A 25979-nucleotide genomic window follows, 5' to 3' on the forward strand; every position below is an offset into this window, starting at 1 on the left:
TCTTTAAGATAACAAAATTACATAAACTTAATTTTATAGCATGTTTCTGGTATAAGAATTTAGAATGCTCTTAAGCAACCAAATGTTAGTTCATTCAAAGTACGACAAACAAAATGCTTCTTCACAAAATTAGAAAACGTGACACACGAAAAGGATTTAGATGTTATTGATCTACATGTCTATCTTAAAAAGTTTTTTGGGTTCTCCAAGTTCAAAGGTCTTCAGGAAGAGGTCATAAAAAGTATACTCAAAGGAAATAATACTTTTGTGATTATGCCAACTGGAGGTGGCAAATCCCTATGTTATCAACTTCCGGCATTAATGCAGGAAGGTACAGCCATTATAGTTTCCCCCTTGATAGCTTTGATGAAGAATCAGGTAGACGCTATTAGAGGGGTATCTTCTGAAGTCGGCATTGCCCATGTTTTAAATTCGTCTTTGAATAAGACAGAGGTAAAGCAGGTTAAAGAAGATATTACCAACGGCATAACCAAATTACTATACGTTGCCCCGGAATCCTTGACAAAGGAAGAAAATGTGGAATTTTTACGTTCCGTTACAATCTCTTTTGTAGCGGTTGACGAAGCGCATTGTATTTCCGAATGGGGACATGATTTTAGACCGGAGTATCGCAATTTAAAATCCATTGTTGGGCGCTTGGGGGATAATATTCCAATTATTGGTCTAACCGCTACTGCCACACCAAAAGTTCAAGAAGATATTATTAAAAATTTAGGAATTAATGATGCGGTTCTATTTAAGGCATCGTTTAATCGACCAAATTTATTTTATGAGGTCCGTACAAAAACGGAGAACGTGGAGGCCGATATCATTCGTTTTGTAAAACAAAATTCGGGTAAATCCGGAATCATATATTGTCTAAGTCGTAAAAAGGTAGAAGAATTAGCCCAGGTGCTTCAGGTAAATGGTATAAGTGCGGTTCCATACCATGCAGGATTTGACGCAAAAACTAGATCCAAATATCAAGATATGTTCTTGATGGAGGATGTGGATGTGGTCGTCGCCACCATTGCTTTTGGGATGGGTATAGACAAACCAGATGTTCGCTTTGTGATACATCACGACATTCCTAAAAGTATAGAGAGTTATTATCAAGAAACGGGACGAGCTGGTAGGGACGGAGGCGAAGGACACTGCCTGGCATTTTATTCCTATAAAGATATAGAGAAGTTGGAAAAGTTTATGTCCGGTAAACCCGTAGCGGAGCAGGAGATAGGTAATGCCCTCCTACAAGAGGTGGTAGCCTATGCTGAAACCTCTATGTCTCGTCGAAAGTTTATGCTACATTATTTTGGTGAGCAGTTTGACGAAGTAAACGGGGATGGGGCGGATATGGACGATAATACCAGAAACCCAAAGGAAAAGGAAGAAGCAAAAGACAATGTCCTTAAACTGCTAAAAGTGGTTAAGGGTACTAGTGAGAAGTTCAAATCCAAGGAAATTGTGAATACTATCCGTGGTAAAAGCAATGCAATCATAGCATCCCATAAAACTAATGAGAAGGACTTTTTTGGTATAGGCTCAGATCGAGACAAAAGTTACTGGATGGCGTTGGTGAGACAAGTACTGGTAGCTGGATTGCTTAAAAAAGAAATAGAGCAGTACGGTGTACTTCATTTAACGGAGGCTGGGGAAAACTTTATGAAGAAGCCAGAATCCTTTATGATGACCAAGGACCATGTTTACAATGCGGAAAATGATAATGCCATCGTTGGTGCTGCGAAATCTGGTGGTATCGCTGACGAGAAGCTTTTAAAACAGCTTAAAGACCTAAGAAAAGCACAGGCCAACAAACTAAAAGTGCCTCCATTTGTAGTATTTCAAGACCCATCTTTAGAAGATATGGCACTTAAATATCCGGTCTCCATGGAAGAACTACTTAATATTCACGGGGTAGGGGAAGGTAAGGCAAGAAAGTACGGTAGGCCTTTTATTGACTTCATAAGTTCCTACGTGGAGGAAAATGATATTATAAGACCGGATGATTTGGTGGTTAAGAGTACGGGAGCCAATTCAGGACTTAAACTGTACATCATTCAAAATGTAGATCGGAAACTACCTCTAAGTGATATTGCATCTGCCAAGGGATTGGAAATTCCCGAACTGATTAAAGAAATGGAACAGATCGTGTTTAGCGGTACAAAATTAAACCTTGGGTATTGGATCGATGAGGTTTTGGATGATGAGCAGCAGGAAGAGATTCACGATTATTTTTTAGAGGCAGAGACGGACGATTTGGAAGAGGCAATGAAAGAATTTGATGGAGAGTACGAAGATGAGGAACTACGCTTGTATCGCCTTAAATTCATAAGCGAAGTCGCTAACTAATTATTTACTATTTTTCAAGAAATCGGATAGTTGTTCTACAGGACGACTTTCTGCGTTGATGTCCTTAGGGTACATCACTAAAAACAATCAAGACCTTGGGGTTATTTTTAATGAGTTCATAATTTGTTTTATGAAGAACACGAGTACATCCCAGACCTCTTCTTGAACAAAGAATTCCTTCTATTAATTGATTTGCGTACATATGGTTTAAATCTGCCATACATTCTTTATCTGTATTACTAAAATATCCATAGCCCTTGTCGATCGTAGAAGTATGTGACGGTATATGCGCCGTATTTTTAAGTGTTTCTAGCGTTCCTCTAATCTTCAGGAATAAAAATATTACCAAGTGAACTAAGTCCTATAATATCATGCTTTTTTAGGCTCTAGATAGAATGCGTTATTTCAATAATGTACAGGCACAAATTGAAGGAGGAAGAAAGGTACTCAATGAAAATCCCAAATCGCTTTTAGTAAAATGAGGTCTGGACTGCTTAAAAAAGATAATAAGTTCATCTAAAGGACTATTTATTGAAGAATTATATTTTGTTTAACAAAATAATAAAAATATTAAACAAATTTTGTGATAGTTAGGACTCCTTCTCGTTTACCTTTATGAAAATAAATAATTATTAATTTAAAAGACTAAAGATGAAAATGATTAAAACAATTACTGCAAGTGCGATGCTTTTATTCGGTGCGACTGCTTTTGCACAGTCCGAAACCATTGTAGGTGTTGCAGCTGGAAATGATAATTTTTCAACATTGGTAGCTGCCGTAAAAGCTGCTGATTTAGTAGGAACATTAAGTAGCGACGGACCGTTCACTGTTTTTGCTCCAACAAATGATGCCTTTTCTGCACTTCCTGCAGGTACTGTAGATGGTTTATTGAAGCCTGAAAGTAAGGATGCCCTAACTGGGATTTTGACCTATCACGTAGTTGCCGGAAAGTATGAAGCAGCTGCTGTAATAGAGGCGATTAATGGAAATAACGGTGCTTTTCCCGTGACTACAGTACAAGGCGGTAATATCACATTATCCTTGAAAGACGGAAAGGTAATGTTAGAGGATGAGAAAGGTAATATGTCTACTGTGGTTATGGCTGATGTAGGCGCATCTAACGGAGTTATACATGCAATTGATGCAGTGGTAATGCCGGAATAAGTATAAATAGTTCCCTATAAAGAAATCCCGCTGAAGAAATTTAGCGGGATTTTATTTTTTAAACGATTATCTAACTTTTAAGGAATAGAAGTGCCACTGTTGTCATCCTTTGCACGTCTCAATTGACGCTGTATTTTTCTAATAGCAGATTCAATTGATTTTTCTGGTTCTATGATATTGTAAGCTCCCCAAAAATCCGGATCGGCAAAACCAATGGCCTCATCGCTAAGGATAATATCAGATTTCATACGGTCTTTGGATTTTAAATTGGAGTTTGTCACATTTTCTTCCCAGTCGGTAACGGCCATTTCACAGTTCATACTGTAAACCGAATTAAACAATCGCTTATCCCAATCCACCTTAAATTCTAAAAGCACATTACTGTAGCCATAGTACCATTTACCATCCTTTTCCCTATAATCGACCCTGTAGGCTACCTCTGTAGGCCATACGTCAGCGTTTCTTGGCTTTTTACGGACGAACATCCTAGAAGCCAAATCCCTATTGGTAATGTTCAATGAATAAATGGCGCTCGTTAATATTTTCTTCTCAGCATCTATATATAATTTCCCAGTGAAAAGCGGATCGAGAATCTCTGGCTTTTGGTCAAATTTAACCACGTAAATAAGTTTATCGTTCACTCGTGTAGACCCGTCAAAAGAGAAATTATAGTAGCCGATGGATTCGTCGGTAAAAATATAGTCTGGGTATTTTACCATATCCACAAAAAGAGTGTTGAAGGGACCTCCTTGTAACTTTAGCGCTACAGTATCTAACTTGCTGTAATCGGTACTTTTTCTGGCCTTATACAATTTTACTGCATCAGTTTTGTTTGAAGTGTAGGGAGCTTTATAAATATTTACCACCGCCTCAGAGAGACTTACATTTTTTCTACGTTTTTTAATGGTTTCCCGGTAAAATGCTGTCATGACCGTAGGTCTATCTATATAATTATCACCTCTTTTCTTAAGTGTTTCACGTACCAATGCTTCAGCGTTTTTAGGGACACTCAGGTTAACTTCTGAGAGCTCCATTACCGATTCCGACATTAAAATTTTATTGTTGTTGGAACTTAATTGCGCTATCGGCATAGTTTTAGTACTATAGCCCAAAAAAGAAACGACAAGGTTCTCTCCCAAGTTAGGCTGGGGCACCTTTAGGGAAAATTCTCCCTCCGTATTGGTAATTGTACTTACATTGGAACCTTCTAAGGTTAAGGTTGCAAATACCAAAGGCTTTTTCGTTTTATCATCTAAGACTTCGCCGCTATATTCCTTATAGTCGACATCTTGTGCCGTTGCTGTAGTACAAAGAGTAACCACGAACAAGGCCGATAGAATAAGCGACCTGATCATGGATTTGTTTAAGGGTATTGTTAAATTCTGTATCATGGTATATTGTTTTAAAATGAGATTTTTTGTTTATTATCTAAGTTAATGATTTTAAGGTGGATAACCTTGAAAATTTTCTTAAATTATGATGAATTTTGTATCCATATTTTAATGTGATTATCTATTGTTTTTAAGAGGTTAGTCATTTAATTCATTAGAATTTGTCAGCTATATTTTGCCTGTGTTAAGACTTCTTTCATTTGGTTTCGTTTTCTTCAATGTTTTTAAGTTTTCAAGTTTTTTTATTGTAATAAGTTATGAGGCTCGTGATTGTTCCAAATACGCTGAGGGGTTATAACCAGTGAATTTTTTGAAGGCTTTGTAAAAGGAAGCCCTATTATTAAATCCAACCTCATATGCGAGTTGTGACATGGTCAACCCTTGATTTTCAAAATCCATAAGCATATTCTTTGCTTCCATGACCCTGTAACGATTCAAAAAATCAAAAAAAGAAAGATTAAAATGCTCATTGATGATTTGAGAGGTTTGGTTTCTAGATAGATGTAATAATAGACTTAAATCATCCAACCGCAGTCCCGGGTCCAAATAGGGCTTGTTATCTAACATTATGGCCAAAAGTTTTTCTTTCATCTGCAACGAAAGTGCATCTGAAAGACCGGTCTTTCTATATTTTATAAAGGGAAGTATTTCCCTAATATTCTTACCCTCAAAGACCTCTGGTTGCACAAAACCAAAAAAGGTCAAAAGTCCAATAAAAAATACGATAACAATATCAACGAAGTAGTCGTATTTGGGGTCCATGAGATTGAACCAGATCAGAAAAATATAAAGCGAAAACATAAAGACAAATCCCGTATAAGACCCGACAAACCACTTGAGCCACACATTTTCTCGATACCCCGTCTGTCTGTTTTTTCTAAAACTGAAATAGGAAAGACAGGAATAGAAAAACATAAGTAGAATCACCAACCAAATACCATAGGAAGGCCATGGAATATGAGCAAATTCTGCGCCAGCATTTACAAGTCCAAGTTTTTTGGTCGTATCAAGCAAATAGAAAGGAGAGATAGTCCCTGCTATAAGGAGTACTGGGACTAGGAATAGAATATCGGTATATTTAAAACTGATTTTTTTGGTAACCCTGCGTACATATAAATAAACCAAAGGACCATAAATGGCCCACAGCGGAAAATGGACTAAATTAAAATGAACAAAGGTTTCCGTACGCAGGGCCCCAGACCAGCGTAATACATTATTTAACAGTTCAAAGGCAAAGAGAAAAGTATACAAGGCAAGAAGACTATTCGCGTATTTGTCCCCTTTCTTTTTATTAAGAAAAATTAGGGACAGCAATACGCCAAATACAACGAATGCTAAAAAAAGACCAATAATAAAATCCATGTTCAAAAGTTACTCCTACTAATGTAGCAAATGACCTTCAAAACCTTGTCTCTTAGTATAGGGATTTGTCCTTGGTGACCTAAAATATAGTCTTTTAGGATACAGGATTAGTCTAGTCAATCATGGGTTTTAGACGATTTTCCCACTAGTCGGTTAATTTCATCCAATTCCTCTTGGGTTAGATTTCTCCACTGGCCAACAGGAAGGTCTAGATGTACGTTCATTATACGGATTCGTTTTAATTTTTTTACCCTGTAGTCCAAATATTCACACATCCGGCGTATCTGCCTGTTCAAGCCTTGGGTTAGAATAATACGAAATTGATAAGTGCTTACTAGGTGTACTTCACATTTTCTGGTAATCGTATCCAGGATAGGTACCCCATTTCTCATTTTTACTAGAAAATCAGTAGTTATAGGTTTATCTACCGTAACTAAATACTCCTTCTCATGATTATTTCTGGCCCGTAGAATCTTATTAACGATATCGCCATCGTTCGTTAAAAATATAAGGCCTTCACTAGGTTTGTCCAACCTTCCTATGGGAAATATACGAGTAGGGTAATTGATGTAATCAATAATATTATCCTTTTCAACACCTGTATCCGTAGTACACACTATTCCAATAGGTTTGTTAAAGGCCAAATAAACAGGCTTCTCCTTAGGTTCGGAAATAAGTTCTCCGTCCACATGCACCGTATCGTTCTCCGAAATCTTCGTTCCCATCTCCGGAACCTTACCGTTTATAGTAACCCGGCCTTGATCTATAAGCTTATCGGCTGCTCTACGGGAACAATAACCTACTTCACTAAGGTATTTGTTTATTCGGGTTTGTTTAGGCGTAGCTTCCATAAATCTAAGGTCTTTGCGACTATTTTTTTCTTTGTATTTCTAACCGGTGGATTTCCCTGCCTAGTTCTGCTAGAAAAGGTATGCCTACTTCGTCATATTCATAAACATTATCATTAAAAATCCTGTTATTGTTCACTAGTATGGTTGCGGTAAGAAGAAAATCAACCTCATTTTTTCTATCCGTTATATAAGCACAGTCGGTTAGGGTCCCATACGCAAAGCCCACTTTATTGTAGATTTTTATATGGTCCGGGATTGCTTCCTTGGTATCGCCGTAGATAAAGAATTTACAATAGCCGTCGTAGTAAGTCTCAACATCGTAACCAGCATTTCTAGGGAGTGTCTGCATAGCGTTCAATAAGAAAGAGTGTTGGTCCTTTGATAGATTAAAACGTTCGTCGGCCTCAAATTTACCCGGAAAAATTACCCTTTTCAGCACTCCATGTTGGGATGCTAAGGGATAATAATTTTTTAAACTAAAATTGAAAGGAGTACTTATTAAACTATCATCCTCAACGTAACCGACACCTTTTTTTATTTTTTGAATTTCCAAAGGTTCTGGAGCAGTATTGGCCGTTGGTTTGGTGGGTGAGGTCGTGCTATCGTTTAAATAGACAATCAAAGGTTTTGTGGTTAGATCCTCGCTATGGTAACCCAATCTATGAGAAATACGTATTTTCTCAATCCCTTTTTTCTTCAGATTAGTATTGATGGCATCCTGTCCTAAAAGTTCAAACAATCTATTATTGGCACCATTGTCACTGACTGCAAAAATTTGTGATATATCCTTGGCGAAAGTAGACTCTAAAGAATCACCTTCGATATAATATCTGGTATTTCTATTTAAGGTATCGGTTTCGTTAAGGCGCTCTAGGGCCAAAATGGCAATAGGAAATTTAACCGTACTCGCTGGATAAAAATAGGCCTCGGAATCTACCTGAAAATCATAATCCGTAAAGATTATGCTATCGTTTCTCCTATCTATTTTTGTATACCGTATTTGCACCTCAAATTTTTCCAAACTGTCCATAACCCTTTTTATTTTGGGGCTATGAGAGGAGAGTGCTTGCTCCAACAGGTTCTCGTTTTGTGTAGTTTTTTGGCACGAAGCAAAAAATAGTACGGTGAGTAAAAATAACGGTATTGTGTTTTTCATTGAATTTTAATAATTCGGTTTTATAATGAGTGGACCGGATTCATCTTGTGGTATATTTGTACCAAAGGAATTTATAAAGGGCTTGTTTTATTATTCATTATAAACTTCTCCACGATGTGGTTTTAGGGCATCTCTAACCGCAATCATATTTTCTTCTTCCACAACCATAAAAGCTATACCGTGTAACTCGTTTATTTCTTTATGCCCTGTTATATTAAGGGAGATGTTTTCAGATATAATATATTCCTTCAAATGTTTTTCGTGATGTTCCGCAGTTCTAAATGCCGTTGGTCCTCTAAAATCCCAAATCAATTTTATTTTTCTAGCCAATTTTGTCCTTTTTCTACAAAATTAAGACTTAGTCACTGAAGTTCCGTCCTCGGCGAAGGCTTTAAAATCCTTCATATATTTCATAGACTGCTTTTTAAAGGCACCGGGCATTAAAAATCCCATAGTCTTCATCATAAATCCTTCAAACTGAAATTCGCTCTCAGAAATCCATTTTGTTGAATGCCCGTCAATAGATTTGAAATAGTTCTTTTGGATGTTATGAACGTTTTTAGCATCATAGGTAGCATGGAACTCATGTGGTAAATTGCGTTTGATAATCGTCTCAATCAATACCATGTTCCTATTACCCATTTTATAGGATAATTCCATTTTGGCACCTTCCGTTCCGGGAATACCATCTAATTCTTTGTAGCCTATCAGCCCTTGCTGCCAATGCTTCATGTTCTCAGGATTGTCCATTTTTTTAATGAAGGTGTCGAGAGGAACGTTTACCACAATCTCGCTCGTATATTTCATAATATTTCGTTTTACTAATTAATTCCAATCCAACTTCTAAAGTAATCAATTCTAATATGCTCCCCTAAAATTGTGTTAAGGAAAGCTGTTAACGCTTGCAAGGGATTATGTAATTGCTATTTTTGCAGGATGTTTTCTGCAAAACAAAAGACAGTACAACAACATTTTAAGAAAGGTTTTGCCATGTGCTTGTGTGGCCTACTCCTATTTTCTTGTGACTCTTTTTTCAAGAAAAAAGAAGAGCAAGGGGCCTTGGCCAGAGTGGGTGAATCCTATCTGTACGATGAGGATATAAGACCCTTCATGACGGATGGAATGTCTAAATCCGATAGTGCATCTTTTGTAACCAACTACATTAATAATTGGGCTTCTAAACAGTTGTTATTATCCAAAGCGAAAATTAATCTACCCGAAGAGAAACTGGCAGAGTTTGATAATTTGGTCAGTGAGTATCGTGTAGATTTATATACTAGGGCCTATAAAGAGGCATTGGTATCGCAAGGGGCAGATTCCCTAATTTCTACAAATCAATTGGAGGAATTTTACGAAAGGGAAAAGGAAAATTTTAGGCTGAAGGAAAGAATAGCGCAATTGAGGTTTATAGAAATTCCTAACAACTTCTTAGATAAGAATGAGGTAATCAAAAGACTTAAGAGTTTTAAGGAAGCGGATGTGGCCTATTTGGATTCTATAGGCGTACAATTTAAAAAGTTACATTTTAATGATTCTCTTTGGGTCAAGTCCTCTAGGATATTTGAGGAAATCCCGCCTATAACCCCTGAAAATCAGAACAAGTACTTAAAAAAATCACAATTTTTTGAATTGGAGGATGCTAACGGGGTATATTTGGTGAAAATAGAGGATGTTAAGGATTTGAACGAAATTGCACCGCTATCTTTTGTAACACCTACCATAAAGCAAGTCTTATTAAGTCGCAGAAAAATTGACTACCTGCGTAAACTCGAAACCGAAATCATAGATGAAGCAATCAAGGATAAAGAATTTGAAGTTTATACCAAAGATTAAAGGAGCAGTTTTGGCAGCTATATGGTGTGCCGGACTCGCAATATCCGCTCAAGATTCTATACCGGAAGTTCCGGATAATCAGGTTGAGCCCATGGAAAATATTGCTGAGGCTACACCTAAGAAAAAAGATTCAACCAATAATTTCAAAAGAATCAAACTCGATGGCATCGCAGCAGTGGTAGGCGATTATGTAATATTGGATTCTGATATTGAGAAAACGTTGATAGATCTAAAAAGTCAGGGTGCGAATACGGCAGATATTACACGATGCGGTCTTTTAGGTAAGTTAATGGAGGATCGTCTGTACGCACACCAAGCGGTGCAGGACAGTATTTTGGTTTCCGATGACGAAGTAAATGCTACGGGAGACCGTCAACTCCAGTCTTTGGTACAACAGATTGGCTCTATGGACAAGGTGCTTAAATATTATAAAAAAACAGATGAGGCCAGTTTTAGGGAGGAGCTTTATAAAATTAACAAACTGCGTATGCTTTCTGAACGCATGCAACAGGATATCATTAAAGAGATAGAGATAACCCCGGAAGAAGTACGTCAATTCTTTAATAAGATACCAGAGGACGAACGTCCTGTTTTTGGGGCAGAATTGGAGATTGCACAGATTGTAAAGTCTCCTGAGCCTTCCGAGGAAGAAAAGCAAAAGGTGGTTGATAAGCTAAATCAGATAAAAGCTGATGTTGAGGATAATGATGCTAGTTTTAGCGTAAAGGCTATTCTATACTCACAGGATCCAGGGTCTAAATCCAAAGGAGGATTTTATAGTATTACGAAGCAAACTGGATTTGACAAAACATTCAAGGATGTGGCTTTTAGTCTACAGGAAGGTGAAATTTCAGAACCTTTTGAGACTGCTTTTGGATACCACATCATTTTTATTGAGAAGATAAGAGGTCAAGAATTGGATTTAAGGCATATTTTGATTCAACCCGAAATATCTGAAAATGCTTTAGAGGAAGCTAAGACGGAATTGGATAGTATCCGTTTAAAAGTAATGAACGGGGAATTTACATTTGCTGAAGCGGCACTTAATTTTTCCGATGAAAAAGAGACAAAGTTTGATGGTGGACTTTTGAGGAATCCACAAGATTTTAGTTCCCGTTTTGAGTTGACAAAAATGGACCCTGCCTTATATAATCAAGTCAGGAATCTGAAGGATAACGAACTTTCCTATCCTATTTTAGAGCAGGATCCCCGAGGTGGACCTCCAAAATATAAAATTTTGAAGGTGACCAATAGGTTTGATGAACACGTAGCGGACTTCGCCAAGGATTATACTAAAATACAGCAGCTTGCACTGACCGAAAAACAGTTCAACGCCATTAAAGAATGGATGGATGAGCATATTGAGGATACTTATATTAGTGTGAACGAGGCGAACACGGATTGCGACTTTGCCAATAATTGGATAAAGGAATAACTGTATGTCAGATGTTGCCGCTATTAAGCTCCTTGTTGAAAAACATATTGCGCTTAAAAAGGAAATTGCAAAAATAATTGTCGGCCAGGAAGTCGTAATCGACCAAATACTACTGTCCATATATACCGGTGGCCATTCCCTATTGATAGGTGTTCCCGGGCTTGCAAAAACCCTTATGGTCAATACCATTGCCCAAGCATTAGGGTTGGATTTTAAGCGTATCCAGTTTACCCCAGATTTGATGCCCAGCGATATTCTAGGAAGCGAAGTCCTTGATCAGGCTAGAAACTTCAAGTTTATCAAGGGACCTATATTCGCCAATATTATTCTGGCTGATGAGATTAATAGAACGCCTCCAAAAACTCAGGCCGCTTTATTGGAGGCAATGCAGGAGCGCGCGGTGACTATTGCCGGCGTTCAACACAAACTAGAATTGCCGTATTTTGTTCTCGCCACTCAAAATCCAATAGAACAAGAAGGAACTTACCCCTTGCCAGAGGCACAATTGGACCGATTCATGTTTGCGATAGAGCTAACGTATCCATCCGTTGCAGAAGAAATCCAAGTGGTGAAAAACACTACTTCTGCCATGACCTATACGGTAGATGCACAATTTGATGCGGAACAAATTTTGACGGTTCAAGAGTTGGTGCGTAGAATTCCAGTACCCGATAATGTAGTGGAATATGCTGTAAAACTGGTCAATAGCACTAGGCCTAACTTGGCAACCACATCTGATTTTGTTAAACAATATGTAGATTGGGGAGCCGGACCACGAGCTTCTCAGAACCTGATTTTGGGAGCAAAGGCAAATGCCGCCATCCATGGAAAGTATTCACCTGATATTGAGGATGTACATGCTGTGGTAAAAGGTATTCTAAGACACCGGATCATTAAGAACTACAAGGCAGAAGCTGAAGGCATTTCCGAAGAAGATATTATCGAAAAGTTGTTGTAGCTTTTCGTAGTCCTGAGATTAGAATTTTCTTTCCCCCAATGTTTGACTCCTTGGCGATTGCTTCAATAGACAATAGGCCTTTATTTCCCAATTAATCTTCGTGTAAAAATTTTATTTGCCCCTAGTATTTTCTTAATTTTACTGAATTGGTTTAATCTTAAAATAAAAATATAAATGGCATTCGATATCGATATGATTAAGGCGGTTTACGCCAATATGGCGGAACGGGTAGATAAGGCTCGAGAAATAGTGGGCAAACCGCTAACGCTGTCCGAGAAAATTTTATATTCCCACCTATGGGAAGGTAATCCTACCAAGGCATTCGTACGTGGTAAGGATTATGTAGATTTTGCTCCGGATCGTATCGCTTGTCAAGATGCTACAGCACAAATGGCCTTATTGCAGTTCATGCAAGCTGGAAAGCCTAAAGTCGCGGTGCCCACTACGGTTCATTGTGATCACCTTATACAAGCAAAGAGTGGAGCAGCGGCCGATTTAAAATCTGCCAACAGCACAAGTGCGGAAGTATTTGATTTTTTAGAATCGGTTTCCAATAAATACGGAATCGGATTTTGGAAACCGGGTGCGGGAATTATTCATCAAGTAGTACTTGAGAATTACGCCTTTCCGGGAGGAATGATGATTGGAACGGATTCCCACACTGTTAATGCCGGGGGACTGGGTATGGTTGCCATTGGAGTTGGTGGTGCTGATGCAGTGGATGTTATGGCGGGAATGGCTTGGGAGCTAAAGTTCCCTAAACTAATTGGGGTAAGACTTACCGGGACCATATCCGGATGGACCGCACCAAAAGATGTCATATTAAAGGTAGCTGAAATACTCACGGTAAAAGGGGGTACTGGCGCCATTGTTGAATATTTTGGTCCTGGTGCGAAATCACTTTCGTGTACAGGAAAAGGCACTATCTGCAATATGGGAGCTGAAATTGGTGCTACAACTTCAACTTTTGGTTATGATGAGTCCATGGAACGTTATTTACGTGCCACGGAAAGAGGGGACGTTGCGGATGCTGCAAATAAGATAGCACCTTATTTGACCGCGGATGATGAGGTATATGCCAATCCTGAGGATTATTTTGATCAAGTAATAGATATTGACCTGTCCAAACTCGGACCATTATTGAACGGTCCGTTTACACCAGATTTGTCCACGGGCGTTGGTAAGGAAATGACGAAAAAGGCAACTGAAAATGACTGGCCAATCCAGGTAGAGTGGGGATTAATAGGGTCATGTACCAACTCTTCCTACGAAGATTTGTCCAGAGCCTCATCCATTGCACAACAAGCCTTGGATAAAGGCCTGAAAATGAAATCCGAACTAGGAATCAATCCTGGATCAGAGCAAGTGCGCTATACCGCCGAAAGGGATGGTATCCTACAGGTATTTGAAAAATTGGATGCTAAGATATTTACCAATGCCTGCGGACCCTGTATAGGGCAGTGGGCAAGATATAGTGATCCTAAGAATGCACCAAAAAACAGTATTGTACATTCATTTAACAGGAATTTTGCCAAACGTGCGGATGGTAATCCCAATACACATGCTTTCGTTGCTTCTCCTGAACTGACGGCTGCAATAGCCATTGCCGGTCGCTTGGATTTTAATCCTATGACGGATACACTTATTAACCAAGACGGGCAAGAGGTCCAGTTTGAAGAGCCTACGGGGTGGGAACTTCCACCAAAAGGGTTTGCAGTAGAAGATGCCGGATTCTTACCACCAACGGACGATGGTTCCAGTGTGGAAGTAAAAGTGGCTAAGGATTCTGAACGTTTGCAGTTATTAGAGCCTTTTGAACCGATGAGGCCAGAAAACTTACAAGGGGTAAAGTTATTAATTAAAGCTTTTGGTAAGTGTACCACTGATCATATTTCTATGGCGGGACCTTGGTTGCGTTTCAGGGGACATTTGGATAATATTGCGAACAATACCTTGATAGGTGCTGTGAACGCATTTAATAAGAAAACAAATTTCGTAAAAAACCAGTTGACGGGAGAGTATGATGGCGTCCCGGACACCCAAAGAGCTTACAAGGCGGCAGGTATTAAATCCATCGTTGTCGGAGACCATAACTACGGTGAAGGTTCCTCGCGAGAGCATGCAGCCATGCAGCCTAGGCATTTAGGTGTAGCTGCCGTGTTGGTAAAATCGTTTGCCCGTATACACGAGACCAATTTGAAGAAACAAGGGATGTTGGCACTTACTTTTGCCAATGAGGAGGACTATGATAAAATACAGGAGGATGACACCTTTAATTTTGTTGATATTGCAGACTTTGCACCGGACAAACCACTAACTCTAGAGGTAGTTCATGCTGATGGAAGCAAGGATATCATCAAAGCCAATCATACGTACAACAAAGCGCAAATAGGATGGTTTAATGAAGGCTCTGCCCTAAACGTTATAAAAAGGGAAAATGCTGCTTAACATTCTTAAATAATTGAACATAACTCCTGATAATCATCGGGAGTTTTTTAGTTTTGAATCCTATCAAAAATTAATGAAAAGACAGACCGTTTACACGCTCTTGGTTATAGCCTTAGTTCTTTCCTTCTTTGTAACCCCTTTGGGTGATTATAGTAAATTACTCTTGAACAGGTGGTTGTCTACGGCACCAACAATAATAAAGCCAGAAAACCGTGGAAAGATTGAGGATTATTCCTGGAGATTAAAAGATGAAGATTGGAATATTTTTAGTTTTGAAGAAGCAAGAGGTAACGTAGTTTTTATAACGTTTTGGACTTCTTGGCATCTACCTTCAAAAGCACAACTGAAGGATGTGCAATATCTGTACGATAAGTATAAGGGCAAGGTTAAATTTTATATTATCACTAATGAGGAGCGGGAGCCCGTAGAGGAGTTCATGCTTAAAAATGGTTATACCTTTCCAGTAACCTACCAAATCGTTGGTGATTCAAGTCCGTTAACAATTTTGAAACCGCCAGGTTCTTATATTTTGGATAAAAACGGCGCAATCGCCGTACATCAAAATGCAATATCCGATTGGGACAACGACAAAGTCGATAATCTTTTAAATTCTTTGATTTCAGAATAGAAAAGATGTCCCAAATCACCACAATAACTCTTTTCAAATACAAAACACTAGGAAGTAAGTTATGGGCCTTTGGAATGATGCAATTTGCCCATAAACCATTGAAAGAGGTCAATGGTTTACAGTTATACAAGCTTATGGGAAGCGGTAAACCCGGTTTTAATCCCTTTGCCGACTGGTCGGTTTACGCACTAATTCAAATTTGGGATAATGAAGAAGCGGCAAAAGTTTTCTTTGAAGAATCCAATTTAATGAAGAAATATCGGGCTACAAGCTCGGAAAATTGTTCGCTCTTCCTCAAAAATATGAGAGCTAAAGGTGCATGGTCAGGTAAAAACCCTTTTGTGGAAAGCGATACGCTAGATGCGCAAAATCCTTTCATTGCGGTCATTACTAGAGCCACTATCAAAACCAAACTTTTATTTAAATTTTGGAATTACGTTCCTATCTCACAGAGGCCTTTGGAAAACAATGAAGGTTTGCTTTATGCAAAAGGAATAGGGGAAGTTCCTTTTTTTCAAATGGCAACCTTTAGTATATGGAAGGATAAGGAATCCCTCATGAATTATGCATACAATAGTAAAGAACATGCTGAAGCAATTGTTAAAACGAAGGAACTGAATTGGTATAGTGAGGAACTTTTTTCAAGATTCCAACCCTATAAATCCTTAGGATATTTCAAGGAGATAGGTAAACTTCCTTTTTAGGACTTAAGAAAGAAAAATAGAAAGAAGCAAAGCTGTGCCAAATATAGATTGAGAGAGAAAATTTTATCCCCTTTAATTTTAAATGCCTTAAGAATTATTTGGAAAATTATGCCCACTAGAAACCAAGTCCAATAATTTTCTAGAGTTGGCAAACCACCTTCAAAGTGCCAAAAGTCGAAAACTGGCGCACTCTTTTCCATAAAAAAATCAAGTAGGACCATTAAACCAGCTGCACTTATTATTTTTATGCTAGAGGATAGTGTCGTGTAGTCCATAATACTAGCCGTTATGAAGGTTAAAAGCGCCCAATACGTTCCTATCAAATAAGGAACACCGTCCAGTTTGGGGCCAAAATTACGGCCGTAGGTATATTCCCCAAATAAAATCTGATGATTAACACCTAGCCATTCGGCGAACATGCCACCACTAAAAAAGAGCAAGAGCGCCCCAAATTTTTTATAATTGTTTATAGGATAGACCAAAAGAAAAAGGAAAAAACAGATTCCCAGGTTTATCGGTGTCTTTTCAATAAACCAATTCACGTTGCCAAGGGAAATACCAATGATGGCAGAAATGTGGAAAAGCCAAATGACACCTATACTAAACCAAACTTTATGTTTAAGAAGAAAATCATTCATGATTTTCAATTTTTGGAACCAAATCATTAACGATTTTTGCGGATAAAAGGCATAGTGGTATTCCACCACCTGGATGAACTGATCCTCCACAAAAGTATAGGTTGTCAATTGCTCTCGAGAAATTTGGGTGTCTTAAAAAAGCGGCAAACTTACTATTGCTGGCCGCGCCATATAAAGCACCTCTATAAGAACTCGTATCGGTTTCAATACCCACAGGGTCTAGAATATGTTCTGTAGTAATTAATTTTTCTAAATCGATTTTTAGCAGCCTATTCAATTTAGAAATGATGTTCCTTTTTGCTTCTTGTTTAAGTTGTTCCCAATCTTGTCCATAATTGCCAGGAGCATTGATCATCACAAACCAATTTTCATGTCCAACAGGTGCATCAGAGGGGTTCTCTTTTGATGATATGTTGATATAAACAGTGGGGTCATCTATTATCGATTTTTTATTGAAAATTCCATCAAACTCTCTTTCGTATGATTCACTAAAAAAAATATTATGCAAATCCAACTCGGGAAAATTCTTTTCAATGCCCCAATAAAAAATTAGAGCAGAGCTTGAACGTTCTTGGGCCAACGTCTTTTTAGGAAATTTCTGATTCTTTAATAGTTGCTTGTAGGTTGGAAAAATATCCATATTGGATACTATGCAATCCGCTTCATAATTATCTTTTGTTGACATAATTCCTACAGCTTTTTTTCCGTCTACATTAATCTTAAGAACCTTTTCTTCGAAATTGAATTTCACACCCTCTTCCAAAGCCAATTGATAGAGACTACATGTAATTTGGTGCATACCCCCATGCGGAAAAAAGGTTCCGTAGCCCATTTCTAGATGGGGTATCATGGACATTATTCCTGGAGTTCTATATGGAGACGACCCATTATACGTTGCATATCTATTAAATAATTGGACCAGTTTGGGGTTTTGAAAATTGGCTTTGTTGGTTTCGTGCAAGGTTGCATTCACATCGAGTAAACCAATCTTCAGTATGGCTTTTAAGGTGTTTAGCGATAAATAGGTGTCTAATTTATGGAGCGATTTCTCTAAGAAGAGTGATGCTGTTAAATCGTATTTTCTTTTATTCTTTTCAACGTAATTCTTTATATTTTCTGCAGGTTCACTAAAGGCATCGGATGCATCTTTAGTAAATTCCTCTAAATCTCCTTTAGCTGAGAAACGTAGACCGTCCTCCCAAAAGTAATTACAAAGGGTCTGCTTTCTTTTGTAATTGAAATATTCCGTTGGATTCTTATCAAAAAGTTCAAAAAGTTCGGTAACCAAATGAGGCATGGTGAATAGGGAAGGGCCTAAATCAAACCGGTATCCATCTTTCTCAATGGCGTGTAATTTTCCACCAGGGAAACTATTGGCTTCAAATACCTGAACATGGTAGCCTTTTTTACACAGGTACATAGCGCTGGCTATGCCAGCAATACCAGCACCGATTACCAGAGCTTTAGGCATGTTTATTTTTTAAAATATTTGAAAGGCACAAATAGCATACCGAAGCATTCACCTTTATCTTTGCCCAGATGCTTATGGTGTATTTTGTGGGCTCTTCTTACCCCTTTGGCATACCAGTGGTTGGCATTTCTAAAAAGCTTAAAGCGCTGATGTATAAATATATCATGCACAAAAAAATAGGCCACGCCATAGGCAAGAATTCCAAATCCTAACGGATAACCATACCAAAATCCATTAGCGCCGGCGTAAAACAAGGACATGCTTACTATGGCGTAGAAAATAAAGAAAGCGTCGTTTCTTTCAAACCACGAATCATGATTCTTGTGGTGATGATCTTTGTGTAAACTCCATAAAAATCCATGCATGACATACTTATGGGTAAACCAAGCCATGAATTCCATGATTAAAAAAGTCCCTATAAAAATCAATATCCAAAGTACTATTCTCATTATACCAAATTCATTTTATATTTAACGTAAGATCGCGCCAAGAGACCAAATTTTTGATAGTTTGGCACGCGAATTCGAGCATTTTTTATTTCCAAAGACGGGGTGTTTTGAAGTTTCTTCAATAGTTTATAATAATATTTATACGCCGTGTAAACACCAAATTTGGCCTCCGCCGGTAGCCGAAGAATGCCGGTATATCCTAGTTGGAAGTCAGCCTTAATTTCCTCGACAATTCGAGTTTTAGATGCTTCGTCCAATTCCTTCAAGTTGGTATTGGGAAAATAGGAACGGTTTAGTTCTTCGAAATCAGCTTTTACATCCCGCAAGAAATTTACTTTTTGAAATGCCGACCCCAATGCCATGGCAGAATCCTTTAACTCTTCGTAGGATTGTTCGTGACCCTTTACAAAAACCTTTAGACACATTAGACCCACAACATCTGCAGAACCATAAATGTATTGCCTGTATTCCTCATCCGTTCTGTAAATACTTTTAGAAAGATCCATGCGCATACTTTTCATAAAAGAATCTAGCAAGTGTTTTGGAATATTATAGGTATGGAACGTATGCTGAAAAGAATTCAAAATGGGGTTTAAACTAATTTTGTCTATTAAGGCGGCTTCCAATTCCGCTTCAAACTTGTTGAACAATCGCTCCTTATCGTAATCGTGAAAGGAATCCACTATTTCATCAGCAAATCTCACAAAGCCATAAATATTATAGATATCGCTCCTTATTGAGCTATGTAGCATCTTTGTTGCCAAAGCAAAAGAGGTGCTATATTTCTCTGTAACAACTTTGCTACATTGATACGAAACTTTGTCAAAAGTAATTTTCATACGTTGTTACTAGTTATCTTTTACAATTAATTCTGATACAAGTTTACCAGAAATTAAAGAAGGTGGAACTCCTGGCCCAGGAACCGTAAGTTGTCCAGTAAAAAAGAGATTTTTCACTTTTTTACTCTTCAAATTTGGTCGTAGAAAGGCTGTCTGCGAAAGCGTATTGGCCATGCCATAAGCATTTCCCTTGTAAGAGTTGTACCGTTCTATAAAATCGTTCACACAGAACGATTCATTGAATATAATATTATTTGTGACTTCTTGCTCAGTTCTTAATTCAAATCTTTTCATGATTAAATCAAAATACTGCTTTCTGAGTACTGGTGTATCCTCTAAACCAGGGGCAAGTGGAATAAGAAAAAATCCAGTTTCGCAGTCCTTTGGTGCCATTGTTTCATCCGTTACGGATGGGAAATTAGCATAAAACAATGGGTCAGTAGGCCATTGGGGTTCGTCATAAATTTCTTGGGCATGTTGCTCAAAATCTGTATCAAAGAACAGGTTGTGATGCTCAATATTTTTGAGTTTTTTATCAAATCCTGTATAAAACAGTAGTGATGAAGGGGCAAAAGTTTTATTCTCCCAGTAACTTTTAGAGTATTGCCTTGAGCCTTCTTCTAAAAGTTGTTCGGAGTGATGGTAATCTGCCCCACTGAGCACAATGTCAGCATCTACTTGAATCCCGTTACATTTAACGCCGACAGCCTTGCCGTTTTGAACCAGAATATTTTCAACATTTTGGTCTGTATTGATTTGTACCCCAAGTTCCTTAGCCAAACTTTCCATCGCTTTTATTACCTCGTACATACCTCCTTTGGGATGCCACGTACCTAAACCAAAATCGGCAAAATTCATAAAATTATAAAAAGATGGAGTATTATCTGGTTTTGCCCCTAGGAACAAAACAGGAAATTCCAAAGTGGAAACAAGTTTAGGATTCTTGAACTTTTTCCTTACCTGAGAACTAATGGTCTTAAAAAACTGATCCACTTTAAGAATGGTTTCTTTGGTAACCAATTCAAATGGGGAAAGACCTGGTCTAAGTACTATTTTATTAATGGCGATATCATAATTTTCTTGAGCTTCCCTAATAAACTTTCGTAGCAACTTGGAACTACCCTTTTCAACACGTTCAAATTCCATACAAATCTTGTCCATGGAATCGCCTATTGTTATAACGTCGTCAGAAAAGAAAATTTTATAAGCGGGACTTAGTTTATCCAATTCATAGAAATCTTTGGTTTGTTTTCCGAAATCTGAGAAAAACTTGTCAAAGATATCCGGCATCCAGTACCAACTCGGACCCATATCAAATGTAAAACCATCTTTCTTAAACTGGGCCGCTCTACCACCAACTGTCGAATTCTTTTCGTAGATGGTTACGTCAAACCCAGCTTTTGCTAAATAACATGAAGCTGAAAGCGACGAAAAACCAGAACCGATAACGATGACCGTTTTATCCATTTATTAGTATTGATTTTACAAAATGATTAGAGTTTGCTAACAACATCATCAATAGAAGTAAATGTCCTTACGAAAGGTGGTAGCTCTGCGACATCTAAATGCTGTACCTGCCTACCTAGAATCCAGAAATTTGGATTGTCATACTCAGAGACAAGTTTTTCAAAATCGCTTATATATTTTTTAATTCTATCCTTTTCCGGAACTACCGTGAAATAGGAGATGAAGTAAATGTTATCAAAATAATTCATAACATCCGTTAAGTTTTCCATGGGAATGGTTTGCCCCAGATTAATACACTTATAACCCCTTAAAACAATCTCATAATTTAAATACAGTAATCCAATTTCATGAATTTCATTTTCAGGCAAGAACGCAACAAAGACCTTATCCGTTTTGGTTGGTTTCGTATGCTGAAGTTTTTCCGTGTTCAGCAATATTTTTTGTTTTATGAGATTGGTGATAAAGTGCTCGTGAGCAGGACTAATGGTATCTGTTTGCCAGAGTAGTCCAATTTCGTTTAATAAAGGAATAAAGGTATTCTTGAAAACCTCCCGGAAAGAACCTTCACTAATTAAGTTATTATAGGTTTCAAAAAAAATGGTCTGGTCAAAATTGACCATCGCAAGTTTAAAGGAGTTTATGGCATGATTCTTAAAACTCTTTTTCGCAATTATCTCCCTCACCACAATTGGGATATTCTGCTCGGGTATCTTGGCAATTTTAGAGATTTTGTACCCATTATGGTATAAAAGGGTTACGTTCAATAATTTTTGTAGACTGCTTAAACCGTACGTTCTAATGTTGGTGTCCGTTCGTTCTGGTTTTAAAAGACCATATCTTTTTTCCCATATTCGAATGGTATGAGCCTTGATTCCTGAAAGATTTTCAAGATCACGGATACTAAAATGCTTTTTTACATTGTTCATGTTTTCTTAAAAAGGATTAAACAAATCTACAATTTTTAAGATTATTTATCCCAAAAGCGAAGTTAAAATTCATAAAGATTAAAGCCGGGTCGCGACCCGGCTTTTAGTGCCCACGACTAGATTCGAACTAGCACGTCCTTGCGAACACTACCCCCTCAAGGTAGCGTGTCTACCAATTTCACCACGTGGGCCAAGGCAATTTCTCAATTGGTAAAGATAAAAAGGTATCTCTTAAATCAAAGTAAAACGAATAGAATAAAATGGGGCGAGTTATATGTAGTTTGTCGAAGCAATATGAAACAGCACTTTTTTTCATGTTGTTCTCACTTTCCATTTGGACATGTACCCACTAGGAGTCATTCCCTTTAGTTTCTTAAATTTTCTATTAAAATTTGATATCGATTTAAATCCAGCCTTTTCGGAAGCTTCCGCTATGGTAATATCCTTGTTAGAATTTAAAAGTTGGCACACGTGTTCTATTCTAAGTTCTATTAAAAATTGAAAAAATGTTTTGTTGGTTCTTTGTTTAAAAAACCTACAGAATCCGTTAGGCGTCATGTAGGCCAGTTTTGATATGGTTTCTAACCTAATATCTTCGTTAAAATGATGCATGACATATTCCAAGACTGATTGTAAGCGTTCTCCTTCGTTGGACTTTAGTGCTTTTGGATGTCTAAAACCTGTTAAAATTTCTACTTCAGATTCCTCTATTTTCTTCAGAATAAGTAAGAAATGAACAAATCGGTCAAACTTATCCATATTGGGCATTTGGCGTATCAATTCTTTTAAGTTATTCGATGGAGCAATAATTTTGAAACCTTGATCGGATTTAATAAAAAAACCTGATAATTGTTGGACATCGGAAATCTTAAAAAAGTCGGCACCAAATGAATCTCTGGTAAAGAATAGTGATATCATGTGCGATTGTTCCTTGGAAACAGCACTTTGGAAAAGGTGCGGAATTTTACTTCCCACCACTATAATATCGCCTTGTTCATAGCCGTGCACACTATCTCCTATGATTAATTTACCTGAGCCTTTGACCAGTAAGCTAATCTGAATTTCTTTGTGCTGGTGCAGCTTGTCAAAAAACACATATTCTTTGTCCTGTTGAACCGTTAGGTTTTCGGCTACTGGTTTTGGTATTTCAAAAGGATAAACCTTCATAGTGGGCTTAAATTATCTTAGATATTAAAATTAGACAAAATTTTGGTTAAAATAGTCTTATATATGGTTAAGATTCATGAATTCTTTTTACACTGTCCTTGCCTAAATTCGTATCAACTAAAAATATCCTTAAGATGAGTATACAATGGAAAGGGGTAATGCCTGCCGTTACCACAAAATTTACCGCAGAAGACACGTTGGACTTGCAAATGTTCAAAGTTAATATTGAAGCACAACTCAAGGCCGGAGTGTCTGGAATTATACTTGGGGGAACACTGGGTGAAGCCAGCACATTAACTTACGAGGAAAAGAAAACGCTTATAAAGGAAACCGTCAAAATTGTACAGGAAGCGGTGCCGGTTATTATAAATATTGCAGAGCAGACGACAAAGGGCGCCATACATGCTGCCGAAGTTGCCGAGGAATGCGGGGCAATGGGGCTAATGATGTTGCCTCCAATGCGATACAAGGCCAATGATTATGAAACGGTGACTTATTTTAAGGAGGTGGCCACTAGTACAAGCTTGCCCATCATGATTTATAACAACCCTGTGGATTATGGTATTGAAGTAACCTTAGATATGTTCGAGGAACTTCTAAAGTGCGAAAACATTAGAGCTGTTAAAGAGTCCACCAGGGATATCTCCAATGTGACCAGAATTAAATCAAGATTTGGGGATAGGCTAAAAGTCTTGACCGGAGTGGACACCTTGGGATTAGAAAGTATTCTGATGGGTGCCGATGGTTGGGTTGCCGGTTTGGTATGTGCCTTTCCAGCGGAGACTTGCGCTATCTACGAATTGGCCAAGGCAGGCAGGATTAAAGAGGCGTTGGAAATTTATCGATGGTTTCTACCTTTATTGGAATTGGATATTAATCCACAACTCGTACAAAATATAAAGATGGCGGAAGTTGCCACGGGCATCGGAACCGAAAGGGTGAGGGCACCACGTTTACCATTGATAGGCGATGAAAGGCGTCGTGTGGAGAAAATTATCGCTAAGGGAATGGCAACAAGACCAGTTTTACCGGAATACAAGAACTTGAATTCGGTGAACATCTAAAATTTTTAATCAATCTGTAATAAAGAAATAGCATAAAGACGCTACCGTACATTGGCGTTTCTTATTTTTGATAGAAAGCATAGAAGACTATGAACATCTCAGGTGAAAATTATATCGGCTATAAGAATTCGGCCCAGAACAGTGAGACATTTACAACCTTCAATCCACAGCTAAATATACCCAACTCTTGGTCATTTCATGAGGCAAGCGAAGAGGAGATTGATGAGGCATGTAGTTTGGCAGAGATGGCGTTTCCGATATACAAACAGATGCCCGGGGCAAAAAAGGCCGAATTTCTGCGAACTATTGCAGATGAAATAGAGGGTCTGGGGGACGAACTCATATCGGTTTACACCCAAGAGTCCGGATTGCCAGAGGGAAGGGCAATTGGCGAAAGAGGTCGAACCATGGATCAGTTAAGGGCCTTTGCGTCGCTTTTAGAAGAAGGGTCTTGGGTAGAAGCTATCATTGACTCCGCACAACCCAACAGGGAGCCACAACCAAAAGTTGATATTCGTAAAATGCTATTTCCTCTGGGACCGATTGCCGTCTTCGGTTCCAGTAATTTTCCCTTGGCCTTTTCTACCGCGGGCGGCGATACCGCAAGTGCTTTGGCGGCTGGTTGTCCGGTAATTGTTAAGAGTCACCCCATGCATGCCGGCACTGGCGAACTGGTAGCTTCTGCGATTATTACGGCTGCCGAAAAGACAGGAATGCCCAATGGAATTTTTTCCAACTTGAACAGTAGCGGTATTGAGGTAGGGCAGCAATTGGTGTTGAATCCAAAAATTAAGGGCGTTGGTTTTACCGGCAGTATAAAAGGAGGTATGGCATTGTACAACCTAGCTGGCGAGCGAGAGGAACCTATTCCCATTTTTGCAGAGATGGGGAGTGTTAATCCAGTTGTGGTCCTTCCTTCCGCGTTATTGGAAAACGGGGAAAATTGGGCAAAGCAGTATGCCTCATCCATCATGCTTGGCGCTGGTCAGTTCTGTACGAATCCAGGACTTATTTTAGCCATAAAAAGTACTTCGTTGGATAGCTTCATAACGGACTTGGGAAAAGAAATTGGAGAATTGGAATCAAGCTGCATGCTACATCCGAACATCCATGAAAATTATGAAAAGGAAAAACAGAAACTTTCGAACCAAGGCGGGGTGAATGTGGTAGCGGAAAATGAAAAAAGTGTTTCTCCAAATTATGCGCGACAAAAAGTCTTGACGGTAAACGGAAGTAATTTTTTAAAGAACAACAAATTACAAAGAGAAGTTTTTGGTCCCTTTTCCATCGTAGTAAGGTGCGAGGATGCCAACCAGTTGGAGCAAGTGATATCAAAGCTGGATGGTCAGCTGACCGGTACTATTTTAGGAACTTCCTCGGAGCTGGAAAAATATTCAAAAATTGTCCAAGCCATACAAAGTAAGGTGGGTCGTATGCTGTTCAATGGTGTGCCCACGGGAGTTGAAGTCTGCCCGTCTATGCAACATGGCGGTCCTTTCCCTGCATCTACGGATAGTAGGTTCACCTCCGTAGGTACATCGGCCATTAAGCGCTGGGTGCGGCCTGTTACCTATCAAAATTGGCCGGAACATTTATTGCCCATGGAGCTTAAGGATGATAATCCGTTGGAAATTATGCGTATTGTGGACGGAGAACATACCAATCGTAAAATATAAGTG

The 25979-nt window shown here is 38.4% G+C and carries 24 protein-coding genes and 1 tRNA gene; 10 read left to right on the forward strand and 15 right to left on the reverse strand.

The window, feature by feature from the left end:
* The first annotated feature begins 138 nt into the window (after positions 1–138).
* Positions 139–2349 carry a DNA helicase RecQ gene (gene recQ, locus N8A89_RS13895; RefSeq protein WP_281542780.1) on the forward strand — a complete coding sequence of 737 codons (2211 nt, stop codon included), beginning with the start codon at positions 139–141 and terminating at the stop codon, positions 2347–2349.
* Between the two features lie 64 nt (positions 2350–2413).
* Here the strand turns inward: recQ and N8A89_RS13900 are convergent, their stop codons facing one another.
* The gene (locus N8A89_RS13900; RefSeq protein WP_281542781.1) at positions 2414–2698 is read right to left on the reverse strand and encodes an LD-carboxypeptidase; all 285 of its coding nucleotides are present in this window, start codon (positions 2696–2698) and stop codon (positions 2414–2416) included.
* 335 nt (positions 2699–3033) lie between these two features.
* On the opposite strand from N8A89_RS13900, the gene N8A89_RS13905 reads away from it, so the two are divergent.
* On the forward strand, positions 3034–3513 hold the full coding sequence (locus tag N8A89_RS13905; protein ID WP_281543288.1) for a fasciclin domain-containing protein: 480 nt from the start codon (positions 3034–3036) through the stop codon (positions 3511–3513).
* Between the two features lie 77 nt (positions 3514–3590).
* Here N8A89_RS13905 and N8A89_RS13910 read toward each other — a convergent pair whose 3' ends face one another.
* From N8A89_RS13910 to N8A89_RS13935, 6 genes are all read right to left on the reverse strand, one after another.
* A complete protein-coding gene (locus tag N8A89_RS13910) occupies positions 3591–4904 on the reverse strand; it encodes a carboxypeptidase-like regulatory domain-containing protein (protein ID WP_281542782.1) in 1314 nt (437 codons plus the stop codon).
* 255 nt (positions 4905–5159) lie between these two features.
* Entirely contained in the window at positions 5160–6266 is a 1107-nt protein-coding gene (locus N8A89_RS13915; RefSeq protein ID WP_281542783.1) for a helix-turn-helix domain-containing protein, read from the reverse strand.
* Between the two features lie 116 nt (positions 6267–6382).
* Positions 6383–7117, reverse strand: a complete 735-nt coding sequence (rluF, locus tag N8A89_RS13920) for a 23S rRNA pseudouridine(2604) synthase RluF (RefSeq protein ID WP_281542784.1) — start codon at positions 7115–7117, stop codon at positions 6383–6385.
* Positions 7118–7136: 19 nt separating this feature from the next.
* The gene (locus N8A89_RS13925; protein ID WP_281542785.1) at positions 7137–8273 is read right to left on the reverse strand and encodes a serine hydrolase; all 1137 of its coding nucleotides are present in this window, start codon (positions 8271–8273) and stop codon (positions 7137–7139) included.
* Between the two features lie 90 nt (positions 8274–8363).
* Positions 8364–8603: a hypothetical protein gene (locus N8A89_RS13930; protein ID WP_281542786.1), complete on the reverse strand. Its 240-nt coding sequence runs from the start codon at positions 8601–8603 to the stop codon at positions 8364–8366.
* Positions 8604–8624: 21 nt separating this feature from the next.
* Positions 8625–9080, reverse strand: a complete 456-nt coding sequence (locus tag N8A89_RS13935; RefSeq protein WP_281542787.1) for an SRPBCC family protein — start codon at positions 9078–9080, stop codon at positions 8625–8627.
* A 129-nt stretch (positions 9081–9209) separates the two neighbouring features.
* Between N8A89_RS13935 and N8A89_RS13940 the strand changes: the two genes are divergently transcribed.
* From N8A89_RS13940 to N8A89_RS13965, 6 genes are all read left to right on the forward strand, one after another.
* On the forward strand, positions 9210–10106 hold the full coding sequence (locus N8A89_RS13940; protein ID WP_289644482.1) for a peptidyl-prolyl cis-trans isomerase: 897 nt from the start codon (positions 9210–9212) through the stop codon (positions 10104–10106).
* Positions 10060–11541, forward strand: coding sequence for a peptidylprolyl isomerase (locus tag N8A89_RS13945; protein ID WP_430682008.1), 1482 nt, complete (start codon positions 10060–10062; stop codon positions 11539–11541). Before N8A89_RS13940 ends, N8A89_RS13945 begins: the two co-directional genes overlap by 47 nt.
* Before the next feature lie 4 nt (positions 11542–11545).
* Positions 11546–12499: an AAA family ATPase gene (locus N8A89_RS13950; RefSeq protein ID WP_281542789.1), complete on the forward strand. Its 954-nt coding sequence runs from the start codon at positions 11546–11548 to the stop codon at positions 12497–12499.
* Between the two features lie 174 nt (positions 12500–12673).
* Entirely contained in the window at positions 12674–14947 is a 2274-nt protein-coding gene (locus N8A89_RS13955) for an aconitate hydratase (RefSeq protein ID WP_281542790.1), read from the forward strand.
* Positions 14948–15020: 73 nt separating this feature from the next.
* A complete protein-coding gene (locus N8A89_RS13960; protein WP_289644483.1) occupies positions 15021–15575 on the forward strand; it encodes a TlpA family protein disulfide reductase in 555 nt (184 codons plus the stop codon).
* 5 nt (positions 15576–15580) lie between these two features.
* Positions 15581–16279, forward strand: coding sequence for a DUF3291 domain-containing protein (locus N8A89_RS13965; RefSeq protein WP_289644484.1), 699 nt, complete (start codon positions 15581–15583; stop codon positions 16277–16279).
* Here N8A89_RS13965 and N8A89_RS13970 read toward each other — a convergent pair.
* From N8A89_RS13970 to N8A89_RS14005, 8 genes are all read right to left on the reverse strand, one after another.
* Positions 16276–16917 (reverse strand): carotenoid biosynthesis protein, encoded by a 642-nt coding sequence (locus N8A89_RS13970; RefSeq protein WP_281542793.1) that lies wholly within the window; start codon positions 16915–16917, stop codon positions 16276–16278. The genes N8A89_RS13965 and N8A89_RS13970 overlap by 4 nt on opposite strands.
* Positions 16910–18388: a 1-hydroxycarotenoid 3,4-desaturase CrtD gene (gene crtD / locus N8A89_RS13975; RefSeq protein ID WP_289644485.1), complete on the reverse strand. Its 1479-nt coding sequence runs from the start codon at positions 18386–18388 to the stop codon at positions 16910–16912. The genes N8A89_RS13970 and crtD overlap by 8 nt, the downstream gene beginning before the upstream one ends.
* Positions 18389–18390: 2 nt before the next feature.
* Positions 18391–18837 (reverse strand): sterol desaturase family protein, encoded by a 447-nt coding sequence (locus N8A89_RS13980; protein ID WP_281542794.1) that lies wholly within the window; start codon positions 18835–18837, stop codon positions 18391–18393.
* Positions 18837–19676 carry a phytoene/squalene synthase family protein gene (locus N8A89_RS13985; protein ID WP_281542795.1) on the reverse strand — a complete coding sequence of 280 codons (840 nt, stop codon included), beginning with the start codon at positions 19674–19676 and terminating at the stop codon, positions 18837–18839. Before N8A89_RS13985 ends, N8A89_RS13980 begins: the two co-directional genes overlap by 1 nt.
* Before the next feature lie 9 nt (positions 19677–19685).
* Positions 19686–21143, reverse strand: coding sequence for a phytoene desaturase family protein (locus tag N8A89_RS13990; protein WP_281542796.1), 1458 nt, complete (start codon positions 21141–21143; stop codon positions 19686–19688).
* A gap of 26 nt (positions 21144–21169) precedes the next feature.
* On the reverse strand, positions 21170–22069 hold the full coding sequence (locus N8A89_RS13995; protein ID WP_289644486.1) for a MerR family transcriptional regulator: 900 nt from the start codon (positions 22067–22069) through the stop codon (positions 21170–21172).
* A gap of 107 nt (positions 22070–22176) precedes the next feature.
* Positions 22177–22260 (reverse strand) — tRNA-Leu (locus tag N8A89_RS14000).
* A 121-nt stretch (positions 22261–22381) separates the two neighbouring features.
* Positions 22382–23236 carry an AraC family transcriptional regulator gene (locus N8A89_RS14005; protein ID WP_281542797.1) on the reverse strand — a complete coding sequence of 285 codons (855 nt, stop codon included), beginning with the start codon at positions 23234–23236 and terminating at the stop codon, positions 22382–22384.
* A 134-nt stretch (positions 23237–23370) separates the two neighbouring features.
* Between N8A89_RS14005 and N8A89_RS14010 the strand changes: the two genes are divergently transcribed.
* Both N8A89_RS14010 and N8A89_RS14015 read left to right on the forward strand, forming a co-directional pair.
* Positions 23371–24300 (forward strand): dihydrodipicolinate synthase family protein, encoded by a 930-nt coding sequence (locus tag N8A89_RS14010; protein WP_281542798.1) that lies wholly within the window; start codon positions 23371–23373, stop codon positions 24298–24300.
* Between the two features lie 89 nt (positions 24301–24389).
* Entirely contained in the window at positions 24390–25976 is a 1587-nt protein-coding gene (locus tag N8A89_RS14015; RefSeq protein ID WP_281542799.1) for an aldehyde dehydrogenase (NADP(+)), read from the forward strand.
* The last annotated feature ends 3 nt before the right edge of the window (positions 25977–25979 follow it).

Origin of the sequence: Maribacter aestuarii (genome assembly GCF_027474845.2) — a bacterium.
Lineage (GTDB): Bacteria > Bacteroidota > Bacteroidia > Flavobacteriales > Flavobacteriaceae > Maribacter > Maribacter aestuarii.

Excerpts from the sequence above, each read along its gene's own strand:
- N8A89_RS13905 (WP_281543288.1), top strand. The coding sequence starts at position 3,034 with ATGCTTTTATTCGGTGCGACTGCTTTTGCACAGTCCGAAACCATTGTA.
- N8A89_RS13910 (WP_281542782.1), bottom strand. The coding sequence starts at position 4,904 with ATGATACAGAATTTAACAATACCCTTAAACAAATCCATGATCAGGTCG.
- N8A89_RS13915 (WP_281542783.1), bottom strand. The coding sequence starts at position 6,266 with ATGGATTTTATTATTGGTCTTTTTTTAGCATTCGTTGTATTTGGCGTA.
- rluF (WP_281542784.1), bottom strand. The coding sequence starts at position 7,117 with ATGGAAGCTACGCCTAAACAAACCCGAATAAACAAATACCTTAGTGAA.
- N8A89_RS13925 (WP_281542785.1), bottom strand. The coding sequence starts at position 8,273 with ATGAAAAACACAATACCGTTATTTTTACTCACCGTACTATTTTTTGCT.
- N8A89_RS13935 (WP_281542787.1), bottom strand. The coding sequence starts at position 9,080 with ATGAAATATACGAGCGAGATTGTGGTAAACGTTCCTCTCGACACCTTC.
- N8A89_RS13940 (WP_289644482.1), top strand. The coding sequence starts at position 9,210 with ATGTTTTCTGCAAAACAAAAGACAGTACAACAACATTTTAAGAAAGGT.
- N8A89_RS13945 (WP_430682008.1), top strand. The coding sequence starts at position 10,060 with ATGAAGCAATCAAGGATAAAGAATTTGAAGTTTATACCAAAGATTAAA.
- N8A89_RS13950 (WP_281542789.1), top strand. The coding sequence starts at position 11,546 with ATGTCAGATGTTGCCGCTATTAAGCTCCTTGTTGAAAAACATATTGCG.
- N8A89_RS13955 (WP_281542790.1), top strand. The coding sequence starts at position 12,674 with ATGGCATTCGATATCGATATGATTAAGGCGGTTTACGCCAATATGGCG.
- N8A89_RS13960 (WP_289644483.1), top strand. The coding sequence starts at position 15,021 with ATGAAAAGACAGACCGTTTACACGCTCTTGGTTATAGCCTTAGTTCTT.
- N8A89_RS13965 (WP_289644484.1), top strand. The coding sequence starts at position 15,581 with ATGTCCCAAATCACCACAATAACTCTTTTCAAATACAAAACACTAGGA.
- N8A89_RS13970 (WP_281542793.1), bottom strand. The coding sequence starts at position 16,917 with ATGAATGATTTTCTTCTTAAACATAAAGTTTGGTTTAGTATAGGTGTC.
- crtD (WP_289644485.1), bottom strand. The coding sequence starts at position 18,388 with ATGCCTAAAGCTCTGGTAATCGGTGCTGGTATTGCTGGCATAGCCAGC.
- N8A89_RS13980 (WP_281542794.1), bottom strand. The coding sequence starts at position 18,837 with ATGAGAATAGTACTTTGGATATTGATTTTTATAGGGACTTTTTTAATC.
- N8A89_RS13985 (WP_281542795.1), bottom strand. The coding sequence starts at position 19,676 with ATGAAAATTACTTTTGACAAAGTTTCGTATCAATGTAGCAAAGTTGTT.
- N8A89_RS13990 (WP_281542796.1), bottom strand. The coding sequence starts at position 21,143 with ATGGATAAAACGGTCATCGTTATCGGTTCTGGTTTTTCGTCGCTTTCA.
- N8A89_RS13995 (WP_289644486.1), bottom strand. The coding sequence starts at position 22,069 with ATGAACAATGTAAAAAAGCATTTTAGTATCCGTGATCTTGAAAATCTT.
- N8A89_RS14005 (WP_281542797.1), bottom strand. The coding sequence starts at position 23,236 with ATGAAGGTTTATCCTTTTGAAATACCAAAACCAGTAGCCGAAAACCTA.
- N8A89_RS14010 (WP_281542798.1), top strand. The coding sequence starts at position 23,371 with ATGAGTATACAATGGAAAGGGGTAATGCCTGCCGTTACCACAAAATTT.
- N8A89_RS14015 (WP_281542799.1), top strand. The coding sequence starts at position 24,390 with ATGAACATCTCAGGTGAAAATTATATCGGCTATAAGAATTCGGCCCAG.